A 16211-nucleotide genomic window follows, 5' to 3' on the forward strand; every position below is an offset into this window, starting at 1 on the left:
AGCGTAATGTGGATAACGCTTTTGCGAACTCCTTTGCGCGCGAAAACGCAGTAGCGTAAGCTATTGATGCGCTTTCTGCTGCACTTTACGTAGGTAAAGCTCCGCATAACAGGAGTACGCACCCCGATCCCAAGGAACTGACGCATCCGGGCCGTACGCGCTCTAACCGGACAAGGTTGAGCGACTACGTTACCCTCATTAGGGGAAGTGATAGGCAATAAGGAAGGCTTTCGCGCGCCCCTGATTTCTCTGAATCTCTTTACCTTAGCCCCTATGACAGAGTGGTATCCCATTGCAAATGCCGAGGCGGTGGACTCGCCGGCGCTGCTGGTCTATGCAGACCGCGTGCGCGCCAACATCCGTGTCGCCATCGGTATGGTCGGTGACGTGAACCGGCTACGGCCGCACGTGAAAACGCACAAGATGGCCGAAGTGGCCCGGATGATGATGGACGAAAGCATCCGCAAGTTCAAATGCGCCACCATTGCCGAAGCGGAGATGCTGGCGTTGGTGCAAGCCCCTGACGTGCTGCTGGCGTACCAGCCCATCGGCCCGAAAATCGATCGGTTGCGGAAACTGGTGGAACAATATCCAGACACACAGTTTGCCTGTCTGGTCGACAATGTGGCCGCCGCGCGGGCTTTAGCCGTGGCATTTTACGAAGCGGGCCAAACCCTCCCGGTGTTGCTGGACCTGAACGTAGGACAAAACCGGACGGGCATTGTGCCCGAAAACGCACTGGCTCTGTATCAAGCGTGTGCGGAACTAGAAGGCATTGCCCCGGTGGGACTTCATGCCTACGACGGGCACTTACGCGACCCTGACCTGGCGGTGCGCCAGCAACAATGCGACGAGGGGTTCGTGCGGGTAAAAACGCTGGTAGACCAACTAACGGCACAGGAATTTGCAGCTCCGGTAGTGGTGGCCGGAGGCTCGCCGTCGTTTCCCATTCACGCCCGGCGCGACGGCGTAGAAGCCAGCCCCGGTACGTTCATCTTCTGGGACTGGGGGTACCGCACCATTCTGCCCGAACAGCCGTTTCAGTTTGCGGCCCTGGTGCTGACCCGCGTCATCTCCCGCATCGACGCGACCACCCTCTGCTTGGATCTGGGCCACAAATCCATCGCCGCCGAAAATCCGTTTCCCCGCGTCAAGTTTCTGAACGCACCCGATGCCCAGCCTGTCTCGCAAAGCGAGGAGCATCTGGTGGTGCAGGTCGAAGCGACTTCGCCCTATCGGGTAGGGGATGTGTTTTACGGCGTGCCCATCCACATTTGCCCGACAGTAGCCTTGTACGATACGGCCCAGATCGTGCAAAACGGCCGGGTAGAAGACCACTGGCGCGTCGTGGCGCGTGACCGTTTCATTCATATTTAAGCCTCTTCTGCATGTTTACCATTGATGCGCACCTCGACCTGAGCATGAACGCGATGGAGTGGAACCGTGACTTACGCCAGTCTGTGTTCGACCTTCGGAAGCGAGAGCAGGGCCTGACCGATAAGCCCGACCGTGGAAAAGGCACCGTGGCGTTTCCCGAACTTCGTCAGGGTGAGGTGGGGCTGGTCGTTGCCACACAAATTGCCCGGTTTGTCGCACCCGGCAATCCGTTACCCGGCTGGCATTCGCCCGAACAGGCGTGGGCCCAGACGCAGGGACAACTGGCGTGGTATCAGTCTATGGAAGAAGCGGGCGAGCTGGTGCAGGTGAAAGACCTGGCAGCCCTGGAGCAGCACGTCGCGTTGTGGACGGACGGTGAGGATTCGGCTCACAAACCCATTGGCTATATCCTAAGCCTGGAGGGCGCCGACTCGCTGGTGACCCTCAACCACCTGGAGCGCGCTTACGCGCAGGGATTGCGTGCCCTGGGGCCTGCTCACTACGGCCCCGGCCGCTACGCCCAGGGAACGGACGCCACCGGCGGATTGGGCAAACCGGGACGCGCTTTATTGAAAGAAATGGAAGCCCTCAACCTCATTCTGGATGCGACCCACCTCTGCGACGATAGTTTTCGGGAGGCGATGGACCATTTTCAGGGTCACGTGTGGGCCAGCCACCACAACTGCCGGGCGTTGGTCAACCACAACCGCCAGTTCACCGATGAGCAACTGAAAGAACTGATCGACCGGGGCGCGGTGATCGGCGCCCCGATGGATGCTTGGATGATCGTACCTAATTGGGTGCGCGGCAAATCCACGCCTGAAGGGATGGACTGTTCACTGGACCGGCTGATCGACCACATGGACCACATCTGCCAACTCGCCGGCAATGCCCGGCACATCGGCATCGGTTCCGACCTGGACGGTGCGTTTGGCAAGGAACAGTCACCCTACGACCTGGAAACCATCGCCGATCTGCAAACCATTCCGGACAAACTCGCGCAACGCGGTTACACGCCGGAAGACATCAAGAGCGTCATGCACGGAAACTGGCTGCGGTTTCTGCGCCACGCCTGGCGGGTATAAAAAAAGCCGACTTCGTATGGAAGTCGGCAGGTATGGTTAGCGATTGACTTTTCGGAAATCGGACGCCTGCTTGATCGTCTTCTCGTTGCCGGTCTGCGGATCGTCGTACGAGCGTTCGTCGACCAAGATCGAAACTTTCTTGTGTAGAAGCGCGTCTGTATCCAGTTCCTTTTTGATTTCGACGCCTGCCGCTTCGAACAGTTGCAGCAATATGGGTCGGCCTTGTTCGGAGGTGTAAAAACGCTGCTCTACAAATCCCTCGTCGTTCTCAAAGCGACACGCAAAAAACGGTACGCCTTTGTACTCGCTGGTGCCCTCGTCGATTTGCATGATTTCTACTTCGTGCCGTCCGTTATGTAAAAAGGGCTTGGTTTCGCCCTGACTGGTGTTGATTTTCATAATCTGTTGAAAAAGTTTGTTAGTTGTTTAACGGGAACAGGCGACAAGTGTTCACGTAAAACCATTTCATTTTCAAGAGATTAGCGGCCTTGCGTGCTGAATACTGGCGACTCCAGCGGTTGGAGGTGAGCGCGGCAGTCATAGCAACGGATTGCGTGATCGGATGTGGAAGGGAGTGGTGGTGTGCAGAATAACGGGTACCGACCGCTCAAAACTGATAACTGGAGACCCTCACGCTTTCACGGCCTGGATGCGCAGGCGTTTGTAGTCGGCGTACCATTTTCCGTTTTGGAAACAAAGGGGTTTTACGGCCTCCTGCACTTCGGCCTTGATCGCTTCCTGATCTTCGGGCGAGACGCCCCGGAAAAACCCGATCCCGAACATCGACAACCAATCTTGGATGCCCTTTTCTTCGTCGGCCAGTTCGGTCGGTCGGTCGTAATGTTGGGCCAAGGTCACCCGAAAGCCCTGCTGCTCCAGTAGGGGCGTGTACTCACCAATGGAAGGAAAGTACCATTGCTGCAATGCCGCCTGTTGCGCATACCCCCGTGCGGCCAGCGATTTTCGCAACTGATCGACGATAGTCTGCACGTTGCCTTTTCCCCCGAATTCCACGACGATCCGGCCGCCGGGCCGCAGATTCTCCCACAGACAACGAATCGCGTTCTGGTAGTCCGTCACCCAGTGGAGCACCGCGTTGGAGAAGATGGCATCGAACTTCGGTGCGAGTTGAAAATTGGCCGCATCGGCGACCAGAAAGCGGAGGTGGGGAAATTTGGCCTGTGCGTCGGCAATCATGTCGGCCGAACTATCGATCCCCACCACCTCACACCCCCGTTCGGCGAGTTGGGCGGTGAGTTGTCCCGAGCCGCATCCCAGGTCCAGCACCCGTTCGCCCGGTTGCGGGGCCAGGAGGTCAATCAGGCTTTCGCCGTAGTGGTACACAAATGCGTGCTTGTCGTTGTACAGATGAGGTTGCCACACGGCGGCCTTGCTTTCCATGGCGATGAAAAGAAAAATGGTAAACAGAAAAAGAAAGAAACTGGCTAGACGAGGTACTGGAACAGATCGAGCCGTTCGTTGAGGTACTCGCTGAAAAAATTGCCGGCTTTCATGCGCTCGACCAGCGGCGCAAAGTCGTCCGGGCGTTTGAGTTCGATGCCGACGACGGCGGGCCCTTTGTTGCGGCTCGTCTTTTTGGTGTACTCGAAGTGCACAATGTCGTCTTCCGGCCCCAAAATGTGGGTCACAAACTCTTTCAGGGCCCCGGCCCGTTGCGGAAACTTCACCACGAAGTAGTGCTTGAGTCCCTGGTAGAGCAACGCGCGTTCCTTGATTTCGGCCATCCGGTCGATGTCGTTGTTGCCGCCGGAAATGACGCAGACCACGTTTTTGCCCTTGATTTCGTCGCGGTATTGTTCCAGCACCGCCAGCGCCAGCGCCCCAGCCGGTTCGGTCACAATGGCGTCCTGATTGTAGAGCTGGAGCATCGTCTGGCAGATTTTGCCTTCCGGAACCAGCGCGAGGCCGTCGAGAAGCTGACGGCAGATTTCGAAGGTTTTTTCGCCCACCCGCCGCACGGCCACGCCGTCGGCAAAGGTGTCGATCTGATCGAGGGTTACCACTTCGCCACGTTCCAGCGACTGTTGCATGGCGGGTGCCCCGGTGGGTTCCACGCCGATGATCTTGGTGTGCGGGCTGAGGGTTTTGAACAGACTGCTGACACCCGCGGCCAGCCCGCCGCCCCCGATGGGTAGAAACAGGTAATCGATGGGCTCGGTTGCTTTTTGCAGAATCTCAAGCCCTACGGTGCCCTGGCCTTCGATCACCTTCTCGTCGTCGAACGGATGGATGTAGGCCATATGGTGCTCACGGCCATAGTCGGTCGCGGCACGGCTGGCGTCGTCGAACGTGTCGCCGTGGAGAATAATCTCTACGTGCTCCTGCCCGAACTGCCGGACTTTGTCGATTTTCTGCTGGGGTGTGGGGTTGGGCATGAAAATGACGCCCCGGATGCCGAGTTTGTGGCAGGCAAAGGCCACGCCCTGCGCGTGGTTTCCTGCACTGGCGCAGATCACGCCGTTCTCCAACAATTCGGCTGGTAAGCTGCTGATTTTGTTGTAGGCGCCCCGGATTTTGTACGAGCGCACCACCTGCAGGTCTTCTCGCTTCAACCAGACTTTGCAGCCAAATTCCTGGCTAGAGCCCCAGTGGGGCATCAGCGGCGTCTCCATCACAACGGGACGGAGACGCTCACTGGTGCTTTTGATATCTTCCACACGGGGCAGAACGTACGGTTCTGTTCGCATGATGGAAATTAGTTCACGGTGTCTTCCTGGGGTTGACGCTCCGGACGGAGCTGGCGGACGGTAGCGCCGGCCTGCCACAGTTCAGACTCCCGCATTTCTTTCAGTTCTTCTTCCAGCTTCACGCGGTAGTCGGACTGGCGGTTCGCCTCGATGGTAATGCGCGCTTCGTTGCCGGAAGAGACGCTTTCGTACAATTGTTTGAAGACCGGCAGGGCCGCATCGCGGAACCGGTGACGCCAGTCGAGTGCGCCGCGCTGTGCGGTGGTCGAGCAGTTGGCGTACATCCAGTCCATGCCGTTTTCGGCGACCAGCGGCATCAGGCTCTGTGTCAATTCTTCTACCGTTTCGTTGAACGCTTCCGACGGCGAGTGGCCGTTTTCACGCAACACCTGGTACTGCGCCTCGAACATACCCGCCAGCGCACCCATCAGAATGCCGCGCTCGCCGGTCAGATCCGAGTATACTTCTTTTTTGAAGTCGGTCTGGAACAGGTACCCCGAACCTACGCCGATGCCCAGCGCCACCACGCGTTCGTAAGCACGGCCGGTGGCGTCCTGGTAAATGGCGTAGCTGGAGTTCAGTCCTTTGCCTTCGAGGAAAAGACGGCGCAGCGAAGTGCCCGAGCCCTTCGGGGCGACCAGAATCACGTCCACATCTTTCGGCGGAACGATGCCCGTCTGTTCGTTGAACGTAACGCCGAAGCCGTGCGAGAAGTAAAGCGCCTTGCCAGCCGTAAGGTGTTTTTTCACCGTGGGCCATAGCGCAATTTGTCCGGCGTCGGAAAGAAGGTATTGCAGAATCGTACCGCGTTCGCAGGCCTCTTCCAACTCAAAAAGATCTTTGCCCGGTACCCAGCCGTCGGCGACAGCTTTTTCCCAGGTTTTAGAGTCTTTGCGTTGTCCGACAATGACGTTGAAGCCGTTGTCTTTCAGGTTCAGTGCCTGACCGGGGCCTTGCACACCGTAGCCAAGAATGGCGATGGTTTCGTCTTTGAGCACTTCGACGGCCTTCTCCAGCGGAAATTCTTCGCGGGTCACGACCTCTTCTTCAACGTTGCCGAATTTGAGTTTTGCCATGGTAGGGTTTAAAAGGAATTATTAGTAATTGGTTATGAAGTGTGCGGAATGGCCACCGGGGCCGCTTCCATTAATTTCTGCTTAACGAATTGGCGCTGAGGGCTTCCAGTTCTTCCAAGAAGGTTTCGGTACGCCGCTTCGACTTGGAAATGGAGACGCGGGCCGACTGCACGAACTCGATCAGGCCGAACGGCTTCAACTCTTCGTACAGCTGCCGGATCTCCTGCCGCATGCCGGTTTTCTCGATGATCACGTACTCGCGCTCGATCACCAGCACCCGCGCAAAGTGGCGACGAATCATGGTTTCGACCCGGTTGCCGTTCATAAACACTTCCAGCGGCACGCGGTAGAGCGCCATTTCCTGAAAATGCGTCTCTTCTTCTTCGTACAGGAACGCACCCAGTACGTCAATGACGCGCCGAATCTGCTTCACCAGTTTCTCGGCCCGTTCGCGCGTCATTTTCACGACGATCGTGTAGCGGCTCACGCCGGCCACTTCCGTCTCCGACACGTTGATGCTGTCGATGTTGATTTTGCGGCGGGTGAAGATGATGGTGATGGCATTGAGCAGACCGCTCCGGTTTTCGGTCAGGACCGAAATGATAAACGTGCGTTCCGGGTCGTGGTGTCCGTTGCTTTGCATAAAGGGTTCCGCCGGGGCGGAAGGTTAAAAGGTTGAAATTCTGTTCACGCTAGCCAGGGAGCGGAGCGGCTACTCCAGTAAAATATCGACCACAGAAGCACCCGTCGGTACCATCGGGAAGACGTTTTCCTCCTGTTCGACGACCACTTCCAGCAAGTAAGGACCGTTGTGGTCCAACATGGTCTGGAGGGCGCCTTTAATGTCTTCGCGGGCTTCCACTTTTTTCGATTCGATGCTGAACGCCTGCGCAATGGCTACGAAGTTCGGGTTGATCATCTCGGTTGCCGAATAGCGCTTGTCGAAGAACAGCTGCTGCCACTGGCGGACCATGCCGAGGAAGCTGTTGTTGAGGATGACGATCTTCACGGGCACTTCGAACTGGAAGATCGTGCCCAGCTCCTGCAACGTCATCTGAAAACCGCCGTCGCCGATGATGGCCACCACTTCGCGCTGCGGGTTGCCGATTTTTGCACCGATGGCTGCGGGCAGCGCAAAGCCCATGGTGCCCAGCCCGCCCGACGTGATGTTGGTGCGCGGAAACTTGTACTGGTAGTACCGTGAGGCCGCCATCTGGTGCTGACCTACGTCGGTGACCGTGATGGCCTCGCTGTGGGTCATTTCCGAAATCAGGTTGATCACTTCCGGCATGCGCAGTTTTCCGGCGGTCGGGTGAACGGACCCCTGTACCACCTTTTCGTGCTCGATTTTATCGCAGGCACGGAACTCAGCGAGCCACTCGTGGTGAGTACGCTGTTCGACCAGCGGCAGCAATCCCTTCAGCGCCGCTTTGGCGTCGGCATTGATCGCCACCGTGGTCTTCACGTTCTTGTCGATCTCGGCCGGGTCGATCTCGATATGGATCAATTTGGCCTGCTTGGCGTAGCGGCTCAGGTCGCCGGTGACCCGGTCGTCGAAACGCATCCCCACCGCAATCAGCACGTCGCATTCGTTGGTCTTGATGTTGGGGCCATAATTGCCGTGCATGCCCAGGTAACCCACGTACAGTTCGTGGTCGGTCGGAAACGCCGACAGGCCCAGGAGGGTAGAAGCAACAGGAATGCCCGTCTTCTCGACAAACGTGCGGAACTCGTCTTGCGCTTCCGAAATCAGCACCCCCTGGCCGACCAGGATGTAAGGCTTTTTGGCCTCGTTGATCAATTGGGCGGCTTCTTCCAGGCATTTCGGGTCGGCCTTCGGATAGGGCGCGTAGCTGCGGATTTTTTCACACTTCTTGTAGGTGAAGTCGAACGCGGCAAACTGCGCATCTTTCGTGATGTCGATCAGAACTGGTCCCGGACGCCCCGAACGGGCGATGAAAAAGGCGCGGGCGATGATTTCCGGAATTTCTTCGGCGTTGGTGATCTGGCAGTTCCACTTCGTGACCGGCATGGAAATGCCCAGCACGTCGGTTTCCTGGAATGCATCCGTGCCCAGCAGATGCGAAGCCACCTGGCCGGTGATGCAGACCAGCGGCGTCGAATCGATTTGCGCGTCGGCCAGCCCGGTAATCAGGTTGGTGGCCCCTGGCCCCGACGTGGCAAAGCAAACGCCCGGTTTGCCGGTGGCGCGGGCGTAACCCTGGGCGGCGTGGGTAGCGCCTTGTTCGTGCCGTACTAAATAGTGGCGAAGGCGATCCTGGTACCCGAACAGGGCATCGTAAATGGGCATGATGGCCCCACCAGGGTAACCAAAAATGGTGTCGACCCCTTCTTCCAGCAGAGAGAGGAGCACTGCTTCGGCTCCGGTGACGCGCACGGGCTTGGTCGCGGTCGGCATAGACGAGGTCGGCTTCGCGGAAGACTGCGCATCCGTCTGAGCCGCCATAATGTCAGATGAGGCTGGGTTTTTCATGGGGAATTTCGGTTGATGATAGATCAGTTACACACCCTTTCGCGGCCGAAGAGACCATCCGGGCGTACTTGTACAAAGCGCCGCTCTGGGCTTTGAGGGGAGGAGGCGACCACCGCGCGCGACGCTCGGCCAACTCTTCCTCCGACAGTTTGACTTCTATTTTATTAGAACGAGCATCAATTTCGATCAGGTCGCCGTCTTCGACGAGGGCGATGGTACCACCGACCTGCGCTTCCGGGCTGACGTGCCCAACTACGAAGCCGTGGCTTCCGCCGGAAAAGCGCCCGTCGGTGATCAGCGCCACGTCCTTACCGAGGCCCGCGCCCATAATGGCCGATGTCGGCTTGAGCATTTCGGGCATGCCGGGGCCGCCCTTCGGACCTTCGTAGCGAATCACCACGACGTTGCCCTTTTTCACCTTGCCATTGCCGATGCCTTCAATGGCCGCAAACTCGTCGTCGAACACAATGGCCGGCCCTTCGAACCGCTCGCCTTCCTTGCCGGTGATTTTGGCAACAGCCCCTTCTTCGGCGAGGTTCCCGTAAAGAATTTGCAGGTGCCCTTCGGGTTTGATCGGGTTCTCGATCGGCAGGATGATCTTCTGATCGGCCGGCAGGTCGGGTGCTTCCTGTAAATTTTCTTCTACCGTTTTGCCGGTGACGGTGAGGCAGTCGCCTTTCAGGAAGCCTTTCTGCAAGAGGTACTTCATGACGGCAGGCGTACCGCCGATCGACGGCAGGTCTTCCATCAGGTATTTGCCGCTGGGCTTCAAGTCACCGAGGAGCGGCGTCCGGTCGCTGATCGCCTGGATCTTGCTGAGGGTCAGCGGCACGTTGGCACTGTGCGCCATCGCCATCAGGTGCAGCACCGCGTTGGTAGACCCCCCCAGCGCCATCACCACCGTCAGGGCATTCTCGAACGCCTCGAGCGTCATGATGTCCAGCGGCTTGATGTCTTTTTCGAGCAGAAGGCGCATGGCCGCGCCAATATTCCGGCACTCTGCCTGTTTTTCGGCACTTATGGCCGGGGAAGACGAGCTGTGCGGCAACGACATGCCCATGGCCTCGATGGCCGACGACATGGTGTTGGCGGTGTACATCCCACCGCAGGCACCCGCCCCGGGGCAGGCGTTTTTGATCACGCCCTTGTAATCTTCGTCCGAGATGGTGCCGGCAAACTTCTCGCCCAGCGCTTCGAATGCCGAGATAATGTTCAGCTTGCGGTCTTTCCAGCAGCCGGAATGAATCGAGCCGCCGTAGAGCAGAATGCCCGGGCGGTTCAGGCGGGCCAGGGCAATCATGGCACCCGGCATGTTTTTGTCACAGCCCACCACCGTCACCAGGCCGTCGTAGTAGTGTGCGCCCGTCACCGCTTCGATGGAGTCGGCGATGATTTCGCGCGACAGCAGCGAGTAGCGCATGCCCGCCAGGCCGTTCGAAAGGCCGTCGCTTACGCCGATGGTATGGAAAATCAGACCGACCAGATCGCTGGCCTGTACGCTCGCTTTGGCCTGCAGGGCCAGCTCGTTGAGGTGCATGTTGCACGTATTGCCCTCGTACCCGGTGCTCACAATCCCCACCTGCGCCTTTTGCATGTCTTCGTCCGTCAGACCAATGCCATAAAGCATGGCCTGCGAGGCGGGTTGGGTGGGGTCTTGGGTGAGCTGGCGGCTGTAACGATTCATAGAATGCGGTTAGAATTAGGTGAAAATAAAATGCCTTTCTCGCTGAAGGTGAGAAAGGCACTCGATAGTTTCATATGGTATAGGCTGCCCTCCTCACCCCGTTTGGGGAATGACCACGACGATAATGAGAAGGACGAGGCTACGTAGCATAGTTTCTAAAAAGAGTTCCCGCTTGTGGGCTCATAGAACCTTTGTTCTGATGAGAGCGCAAAGCTAAACAATACTTTCTGTCAAAATCAAAATTTCATATAATTTTTTTGGTAAGACGAGTGCCTGGACAAATGATCTAACATCCAAAAGTCGGAATGCAGTGAGATAGGCGGGTTATAGTAAAAAGCGTTCATGAATTTTTATTATTTCTGTTGCCCGAACCGAATTATTTGCCCTATTTTGCCTGTTCAATACCTTTTGGGCCACCAATTCATCCCCATTGTGCTGCCGATATGCGTATCGTTTACCCCGTACTGGAATTCCGACTTACGGACTGGTCTTTCGCTGGATAGCCTAGCAGCAACCGGCGCAAAGCCCTATTTTTGTGTCCTTTTTACGCAGCACCTTTTATCTTTCCTTACTTTAGTGTAGTCAAGCATCCGTAAACCCCTGGATTTATGAGTGAACGCATTTATATATTCGATACCACCCTGCGCGATGGCGAACAGGCTCCGGGCTGTCAATTGAATACCGACGAGAAAATTACTGTAGCCCAGGCCCTCGAACAACTGGGGGTAGATGTCATTGAGGCCGGCTTTCCCATTTCCAGTCCCGGCGATTTCCAGTCGGTTGTTGCCATTTCGAAGGCGGTGAGCCAGCCCATCATTACTGGCCTTTCGCGGGCGGTCGAAAAAGACATTGATCGCGCTGCCGAAGCGCTTCAGTACGCCAAGCGTCCGCGCATCCATACCGGCATCGGAACCTCTGACCAGCACATTATTAATAAATTCCGCACCACGCGCGAGAAAGTACTGGAACGAGCAGTAGCTGCGGTGAAGCACGCCAAGAAGTACGTGGAGGACGTAGAATTTTATGCGGAAGATGCCGGACGGACCGAAAACGAGTGGCTGGCGCAAGTGCTCGAAGCGGTGATCAAAGCCGGTGCTACAGTGCTGAACATTCCGGATACGACCGGCTTTTGCCTGCCTGACGAATACGGTGCGAAAATTCGCTTTCTGCGCGAAAACGTGAAAGGCATCGACAAGGCCATCATCTCGGCCCATTGCCACAACGACCTGGGATTGGCCACGGCCAACGCCATTGCTGCCGTACAAAACGGCGCGCGGCAAATCGAGTGTACCATCAACGGTGTCGGCGAGCGAGCCGGCAACACCTCGTTAGAAGAAGTTGTGATGGCGTTCAAGAAACGGGCGGCTGCATTGCCGTATCATACCCACGTCAACTCCACGCGCCTGTACCCGACCAGCCAACTGGTTTCCAGCCTGATGGGCATGCACGTGCAGGCCAACAAGGCCATCGTCGGCCGGAATGCGTTTGCCCACTCGTCGGGCATTCACCAGGATGGGGTGATCAAAAATCGCGAGAATTACGAAATCATCGATCCGCAGGAAGTCGGCGTCGGGGAGTCGGTCATCGTGCTGACGGCCCGGAGCGGTCGCGCTGCCCTGCACTACAACCTGCAAAAAATCGGCGTAGACCTGACCAAAGAAGAGCTGGAAGTGGCCTACGAACATTTTCTGCAACTGGCCGATCAGTTAAAAATTGTGCAGGACCAGCACCTGCGCCAAATGGTAGAAGAACTGGCCGCCAAATCCACGATCAAAGTCTAATATACCCGTATGTCTGCCCGTACATTATTTGATAAAATCTGGGATCGGCACGTCGTCAAATCCATCGAAGACGGTCCCGACGTGTTGTACATCGACCGTCACTTCATTCACGAAGTGACCAGTCCACAGGCTTTTGCCGGGCTGGAGCGCCGGGGCATTTCCGTGTTCCGTCCGCAACAGACCATCGCCACGGCCGACCACAACGTTCCTACCAAAGACCAGCACCTCCCGATCCGCGAACTGCTTTCGCGGCAGCAGGTCGACAAGCTCACCGAGAACTGCGCCAACCACGGTATCGAACTCTACGGACTCAACCACCCTTTTCAGGGCATTGTCCACGTCATCGGGCCGGAACTGGGCATCACCCAGCCGGGCATGACCATCGTGTGTGGCGACAGCCATACGTCGACACACGGGGCGTTTGGCGCGATTGCCTTCGGCATCGGGACGAGCGAGGTAGAACAAGTACTGGCGACGCAGTGCATCCTGCAGGCCCGTCCGAAGCGGATGCGCATCACCATCGACGGCGAACTGGCACCGGGCGTCACGTCCAAAGACATTATCCTCTACATCATCTCGCAGATTTCGGCCAGCGGCGGCACGGGCTACTTTGTGGAATACGCCGGTTCGGCCATCCGCAGCCTGAGCATGGAAGCGCGCATGACGATATGCAACATGAGCATCGAAATGGGGGCGCGTGGCGGCATGATTGCACCGGACGAAACCACGTTTGACTACGTACGCGGCCGGAAATTCGCGCCTCAGGGTGAGGAACTGGAGAAAATGATCGCCTACTGGAAGACGCTGCCCACCGACGAAGGAGCGGCGTTCGATACCGAACTCCATTACCGTGCGGAAGATATTCCTCCGATGATCACTTACGGGACCAATCCCGGCATGGGCATCGCCATCGATGGTACCATTCCTGCGGCCGAAGGGGTAGAGAACGAAGCCGAACGCGCCTCGTTCAGAAAAGCGCTTCAGTACATGGGCCTGGAATCGGGCGCGAAACTGCTGGGCAAACCGATCAGTTACGTATTCATCGGCAGTTGCACCAACGCCCGCATTGAAGACCTGCGTCAGGTTGCCGCCTTGGTCAAAGGCAAGCAGAAAGCCGAGAACGTCAACGCCATGATCATTCCGGGATCGAAGCAAGTCGAACTGCAGGCACGCGAAGAAGGGCTGGACCGGATTTTTGCGGAGGCAGGCTTCGAACTGCGCCAACCGGGTTGTTCGGCCTGTCTGGGCATGAATGAGGACAAAGTGCCGAAAGGCGAGTATTGTGTCTCGACGTCGAACCGGAATTTTGAAGGCCGCCAGGGACCCGGCGCGCGTACGCTGCTGGCGAGTCCGCTGACCGCCGCCGTGACCGCATTGAATGGGTACATCAGCGATGTGCGCGAAGTATGGGCCGAACAAACACTTGCTAATGGATAAGTTTCAAAAACTGGTGTCGACCATCGTGCCGATGCCGATTCGCAATATCGATACCGACCAGATCATTCCGGCGCGTTTCCTGAAAGCCACCACGCGCGAGGGTTTCGGCGATAACCTGTTCCGCGACTGGCGCTACAACGAAGAGGGCAATCCCAAGGCCGATTTTGTGCTGAACAACCCGGCCGTGCAAGGCGACATTCTGGTAGCCGGCAAAAACTTCGGGTGCGGTTCGAGCCGCGAGCACGCCGCCTGGGCCATTCACGACTACGGTTTTAAGGTGGTGGTGTCGAGCTTTTTTGCTGACATTTTCAAGAATAACGCGCTGAACAACGGCCTGTTGCCTGTGCAGATTTCTGACGAGTTTCTGGACTTCATCTTCGAGCAGTACGATGCTAATCCTGCGTTGCAGCTCGAAGTAGACCTGGAAGCGCAGACGATTGCGGTGCTGGGCGCAGGTCGCCAGGAGTCGTTCGAGATCAATTCCTACAAGAAATACTGCCTGCTTAACGGCTACGACGACATCGATTATCTGCTGAGCCAGAAATCGGCAATCGAAGCGTACGAGCAGCACTAAGTTTATTCCCTTCTTACGTATTCATGCAAAAACACATCGCGGTACTGCCCGGCGACGGCATCGGGCCGGAAGTGACGGAGCAGGCCCTGGAGGTGCTGAAAGCGGTCGAACAGGCATTCGGGCACCAGTTTTCCTACACGCACGCCCTGGTGGGCGCGGCGGCCATTGACGCAACCGGTAATCCATTTCCTCCGGAAACCGAACAGGCCTGTCGGGAAGCCGACGCCATTCTGTTTGGTGCTATTGGTCACCCCAAATACGACAACGATCCAAAGGCCAAAGTGCGTCCTGAACAGGGACTGCTGGCCATGCGCCGGAAATTAGGGTTGTTTGCCAACCTGCGCCCGGTGCAGAGCTATCCGGCTCTGAGTGACATGTCGCCCCTGAAAAACGATCGCCTGGAAGGCGTTGATCTGGTCGTGTTCCGGGAGCTGACCGGCGGCATTTACTTCGGAGAGCCGCGCGGCCGCAGCGAAAACGGCGAATCGGCGTTCGATACGTGTTTGTATTCCAAAGCAGAAATCGAGCGCATTGCCAAACTGGCGTTCGAAGCAGCACAGCGCCGTCGGAAAAAGTTAACGCTGGTCGACAAGGCCAACGTGCTGGCTACCTCGCGGTTGTGGCGTGAAACGGTCAAAGCCATGGCGCCTGCATATCCGGACGTGACGCTCGACTTTATGTTTGTCGACAACGCGGCCATGAAGCTGATCCAGCAACCCGCGTACTTCGACGTGATCGTAACGGAAAACATGTTCGGCGACATTCTGACCGACGAGGCATCGGTGATTACCGGCTCCCTGGGTATGTTGCCTTCGGCGTCGGTAGGCGACCAAGTGGCGCTGTTCGAGCCCATCCACGGTTCGTATCCGGAAGCGGCAGGTCAGTCGCGTGCCAACCCCATGGCCGCGATTTTGTCTGCTGCGATGTTGCTCGAATATGCCTTTGGCATGGCCGAAGAGAGTCAGGCCATCAATCAGGCAGTCGAACAGGTACTGGCCGAAGGGTTCCTGACCGAAGATCTGAACCGCACGAATCCGCAGACCACGCAGGCCGTAGGCAGTCGCATTGCTGCTTTGGTCAAAGAATCGGTCGCCGCGAAAAACTGATTCAGGTTTCTATCATCATAGAAAACGCGCAAAGCGCCCGCATAAGTGGGCGCTTTGCGCGTTTTCGTACTTAAGCCTTGGCCTTAGCGAACGGCCATCTGCAGGAGCCATGCTTTGGCATCGGCAACCGTGCGGAAATGTTCTACTTGAAGGGCACCGGCCTGTTGACTTTTGGCGTGTGCTTTATTCATGGACGCCTGCCCAAAAACATCTTCCGGCACCACAAACGCAATGTATTGGACGCCTTCTTCTTTGACACGCGGAAACCAAACGTCCTTGATCAGATCCTGGCTTCCCGGTGCGTAGACTTTAACGCCCCGCAGGTCTACCAAGCATTTCTTCAAGCCCAGTGCCTGAATCATCGCAAACTCGTGCTGACAAACGGCTTCTAGCTGTTTTAAGGGGATAAATCCATTCAATGTGACCGACAAGCAATCGAGTGCCAGGTCGTGTATCACCTGGGCGTTGGTTGTAAGTAAGTTGGCTACTTTCTGCTCAATTGTCTTCATGTGAAAAAGTTATCTGATGAGTCAGTAAACGTAGTTCAATTTTTTATTGAAAATGTTATAATAATGGGGCTTTACACCACAGATCTACCGGCTGGTCTGCTTTCCTACTATTTCTCTTCTCTGCAACCGGGTTCTCTTTAGCCGGCTTGCTCGTCCAACAGCCGGAGGTGACTGACGAGACAGGGCTTTCTAACGACCGATCTTCCCCTCACAAGTAAGGTAGACGCGAAGCGAAACGAAGCATACCACTTGGAGGCGCTCCATCGAAACGTATGTTTCTCTCAAGATTACGGGCCAACCCTACGTCCTCACGAGCAAGCCCTGTGGGGAAAAAGCAAAAAGCTCGTCTTTCCAGAGAAAGACGAGCCTGTTCATCAAAC

At 56.8% G+C, this 16211-nt stretch carries 14 protein-coding genes; 6 read left to right on the plus strand and 8 right to left on the minus strand.

Features of this window, described 5'->3' with window-relative positions:
* Positions 1–273 precede the first annotated feature (273 nt).
* Both BLR44_RS17880 and BLR44_RS17885 read left to right on the plus strand, forming a co-directional pair.
* On the plus strand, positions 274–1377 hold the full coding sequence (locus BLR44_RS17880) for a D-TA family PLP-dependent enzyme (protein ID WP_089684528.1): 1104 nt from the start codon (positions 274–276) through the stop codon (positions 1375–1377).
* An 11-nt stretch (positions 1378–1388) separates the two neighbouring features.
* Positions 1389–2462 (plus strand): dipeptidase, encoded by a 1074-nt coding sequence (locus BLR44_RS17885; protein WP_089684529.1) that lies wholly within the window; start codon positions 1389–1391, stop codon positions 2460–2462.
* 36 nt (positions 2463–2498) lie between these two features.
* Here the strand turns inward: BLR44_RS17885 and BLR44_RS17890 are convergent, their stop codons facing one another.
* The 7 genes from BLR44_RS17890 to ilvD form a co-directional block, all read right to left on the minus strand.
* A complete protein-coding gene (locus tag BLR44_RS17890; protein WP_089684531.1) occupies positions 2499–2861 on the minus strand; it encodes a hypothetical protein in 363 nt (120 codons plus the stop codon).
* 231 nt (positions 2862–3092) lie between these two features.
* On the minus strand, positions 3093–3863 hold the full coding sequence (locus tag BLR44_RS17895; RefSeq protein ID WP_089684533.1) for a class I SAM-dependent methyltransferase: 771 nt from the start codon (positions 3861–3863) through the stop codon (positions 3093–3095).
* Positions 3864–3907: 44 nt separating this feature from the next.
* On the minus strand, positions 3908–5170 hold the full coding sequence (ilvA, locus tag BLR44_RS17900) for a threonine ammonia-lyase IlvA (protein WP_089684535.1): 1263 nt from the start codon (positions 5168–5170) through the stop codon (positions 3908–3910).
* Positions 5171–5178: 8 nt separating this feature from the next.
* Positions 5179–6246 (minus strand): ketol-acid reductoisomerase, encoded by a 1068-nt coding sequence (gene ilvC / locus BLR44_RS17905; protein ID WP_089684538.1) that lies wholly within the window; start codon positions 6244–6246, stop codon positions 5179–5181.
* A 70-nt stretch (positions 6247–6316) separates the two neighbouring features.
* Positions 6317–6889, minus strand: a complete 573-nt coding sequence (ilvN, locus tag BLR44_RS17910; protein ID WP_089684540.1) for an acetolactate synthase small subunit — start codon at positions 6887–6889, stop codon at positions 6317–6319.
* A gap of 69 nt (positions 6890–6958) precedes the next feature.
* Complete coding sequence (gene ilvB, locus BLR44_RS17915) at positions 6959–8713, minus strand: biosynthetic-type acetolactate synthase large subunit (protein ID WP_218127120.1); 1755 nt, start codon at positions 8711–8713, stop codon at positions 6959–6961.
* 4 nt (positions 8714–8717) lie between these two features.
* On the minus strand, positions 8718–10424 hold the full coding sequence (gene ilvD, locus BLR44_RS17920) for a dihydroxy-acid dehydratase (RefSeq protein ID WP_089684542.1): 1707 nt from the start codon (positions 10422–10424) through the stop codon (positions 8718–8720).
* Positions 10425–11032: 608 nt separating this feature from the next.
* On the opposite strand from ilvD, the gene BLR44_RS17925 reads away from it, so the two are divergent.
* The 4 genes from BLR44_RS17925 to leuB are packed head-to-tail and all read left to right on the plus strand — an operon-like array spanning position 11033 to position 15322.
* Entirely contained in the window at positions 11033–12205 is a 1173-nt protein-coding gene (locus BLR44_RS17925) for a 2-isopropylmalate synthase (RefSeq protein ID WP_089684544.1), read from the plus strand.
* Between the two features lie 9 nt (positions 12206–12214).
* Positions 12215–13642 carry a 3-isopropylmalate dehydratase large subunit gene (gene leuC, locus BLR44_RS17930; RefSeq protein WP_089684547.1) on the plus strand — a complete coding sequence of 476 codons (1428 nt, stop codon included), beginning with the start codon at positions 12215–12217 and terminating at the stop codon, positions 13640–13642.
* The gene (gene leuD, locus BLR44_RS17935) at positions 13635–14216 is read left to right on the plus strand and encodes a 3-isopropylmalate dehydratase small subunit (protein WP_089684549.1); all 582 of its coding nucleotides are present in this window, start codon (positions 13635–13637) and stop codon (positions 14214–14216) included. The genes leuC and leuD overlap by 8 nt, the downstream gene beginning before the upstream one ends.
* A gap of 23 nt (positions 14217–14239) precedes the next feature.
* Positions 14240–15322 carry a 3-isopropylmalate dehydrogenase gene (leuB, locus tag BLR44_RS17940; RefSeq protein ID WP_089684551.1) on the plus strand — a complete coding sequence of 361 codons (1083 nt, stop codon included), beginning with the start codon at positions 14240–14242 and terminating at the stop codon, positions 15320–15322.
* A gap of 83 nt (positions 15323–15405) precedes the next feature.
* On the opposite strand, the gene BLR44_RS17945 is transcribed toward leuB, so the two are convergent.
* Positions 15406–15831 carry a hypothetical protein gene (locus BLR44_RS17945; protein WP_143017362.1) on the minus strand — a complete coding sequence of 142 codons (426 nt, stop codon included), beginning with the start codon at positions 15829–15831 and terminating at the stop codon, positions 15406–15408.
* Between the last annotated feature and the right edge of the window lie 380 nt (positions 15832–16211).

The organism is Catalinimonas alkaloidigena, assembly GCF_900100765.1.
GTDB lineage: Bacteria > Bacteroidota > Bacteroidia > Cytophagales > Flexibacteraceae > Mooreia > Mooreia alkaloidigena.

Coding starts and splice junctions, on each gene's coding strand:
- ilvC (WP_089684538.1), bottom strand. CDS start 6,246: ATGGCAAAACTCAAATTCGGCAACGTTGAAGAAGAGGTCGTGACCCGC.
- BLR44_RS17890 (WP_089684531.1), bottom strand. CDS start 2,861: ATGAAAATCAACACCAGTCAGGGCGAAACCAAGCCCTTTTTACATAAC.
- leuB (WP_089684551.1), top strand. CDS start 14,240: ATGCAAAAACACATCGCGGTACTGCCCGGCGACGGCATCGGGCCGGAA.
- leuD (WP_089684549.1), top strand. CDS start 13,635: ATGGATAAGTTTCAAAAACTGGTGTCGACCATCGTGCCGATGCCGATT.
- BLR44_RS17945 (WP_143017362.1), bottom strand. CDS start 15,831: ATGAAGACAATTGAGCAGAAAGTAGCCAACTTACTTACAACCAACGCC.
- ilvA (WP_089684535.1), bottom strand. CDS start 5,170: ATGCGAACAGAACCGTACGTTCTGCCCCGTGTGGAAGATATCAAAAGC.
- BLR44_RS17880 (WP_089684528.1), top strand. CDS start 274: ATGACAGAGTGGTATCCCATTGCAAATGCCGAGGCGGTGGACTCGCCG.
- BLR44_RS17885 (WP_089684529.1), top strand. CDS start 1,389: ATGTTTACCATTGATGCGCACCTCGACCTGAGCATGAACGCGATGGAG.
- BLR44_RS17895 (WP_089684533.1), bottom strand. CDS start 3,863: ATGGAAAGCAAGGCCGCCGTGTGGCAACCTCATCTGTACAACGACAAG.
- ilvN (WP_089684540.1), bottom strand. CDS start 6,889: ATGCAAAGCAACGGACACCACGACCCGGAACGCACGTTTATCATTTCG.
- ilvD (WP_089684542.1), bottom strand. CDS start 10,424: ATGAATCGTTACAGCCGCCAGCTCACCCAAGACCCCACCCAACCCGCC.
- BLR44_RS17925 (WP_089684544.1), top strand. CDS start 11,033: ATGAGTGAACGCATTTATATATTCGATACCACCCTGCGCGATGGCGAA.
- ilvB (WP_218127120.1), bottom strand. CDS start 8,713: ATGGCGGCTCAGACGGATGCGCAGTCTTCCGCGAAGCCGACCTCGTCT.
- leuC (WP_089684547.1), top strand. CDS start 12,215: ATGTCTGCCCGTACATTATTTGATAAAATCTGGGATCGGCACGTCGTC.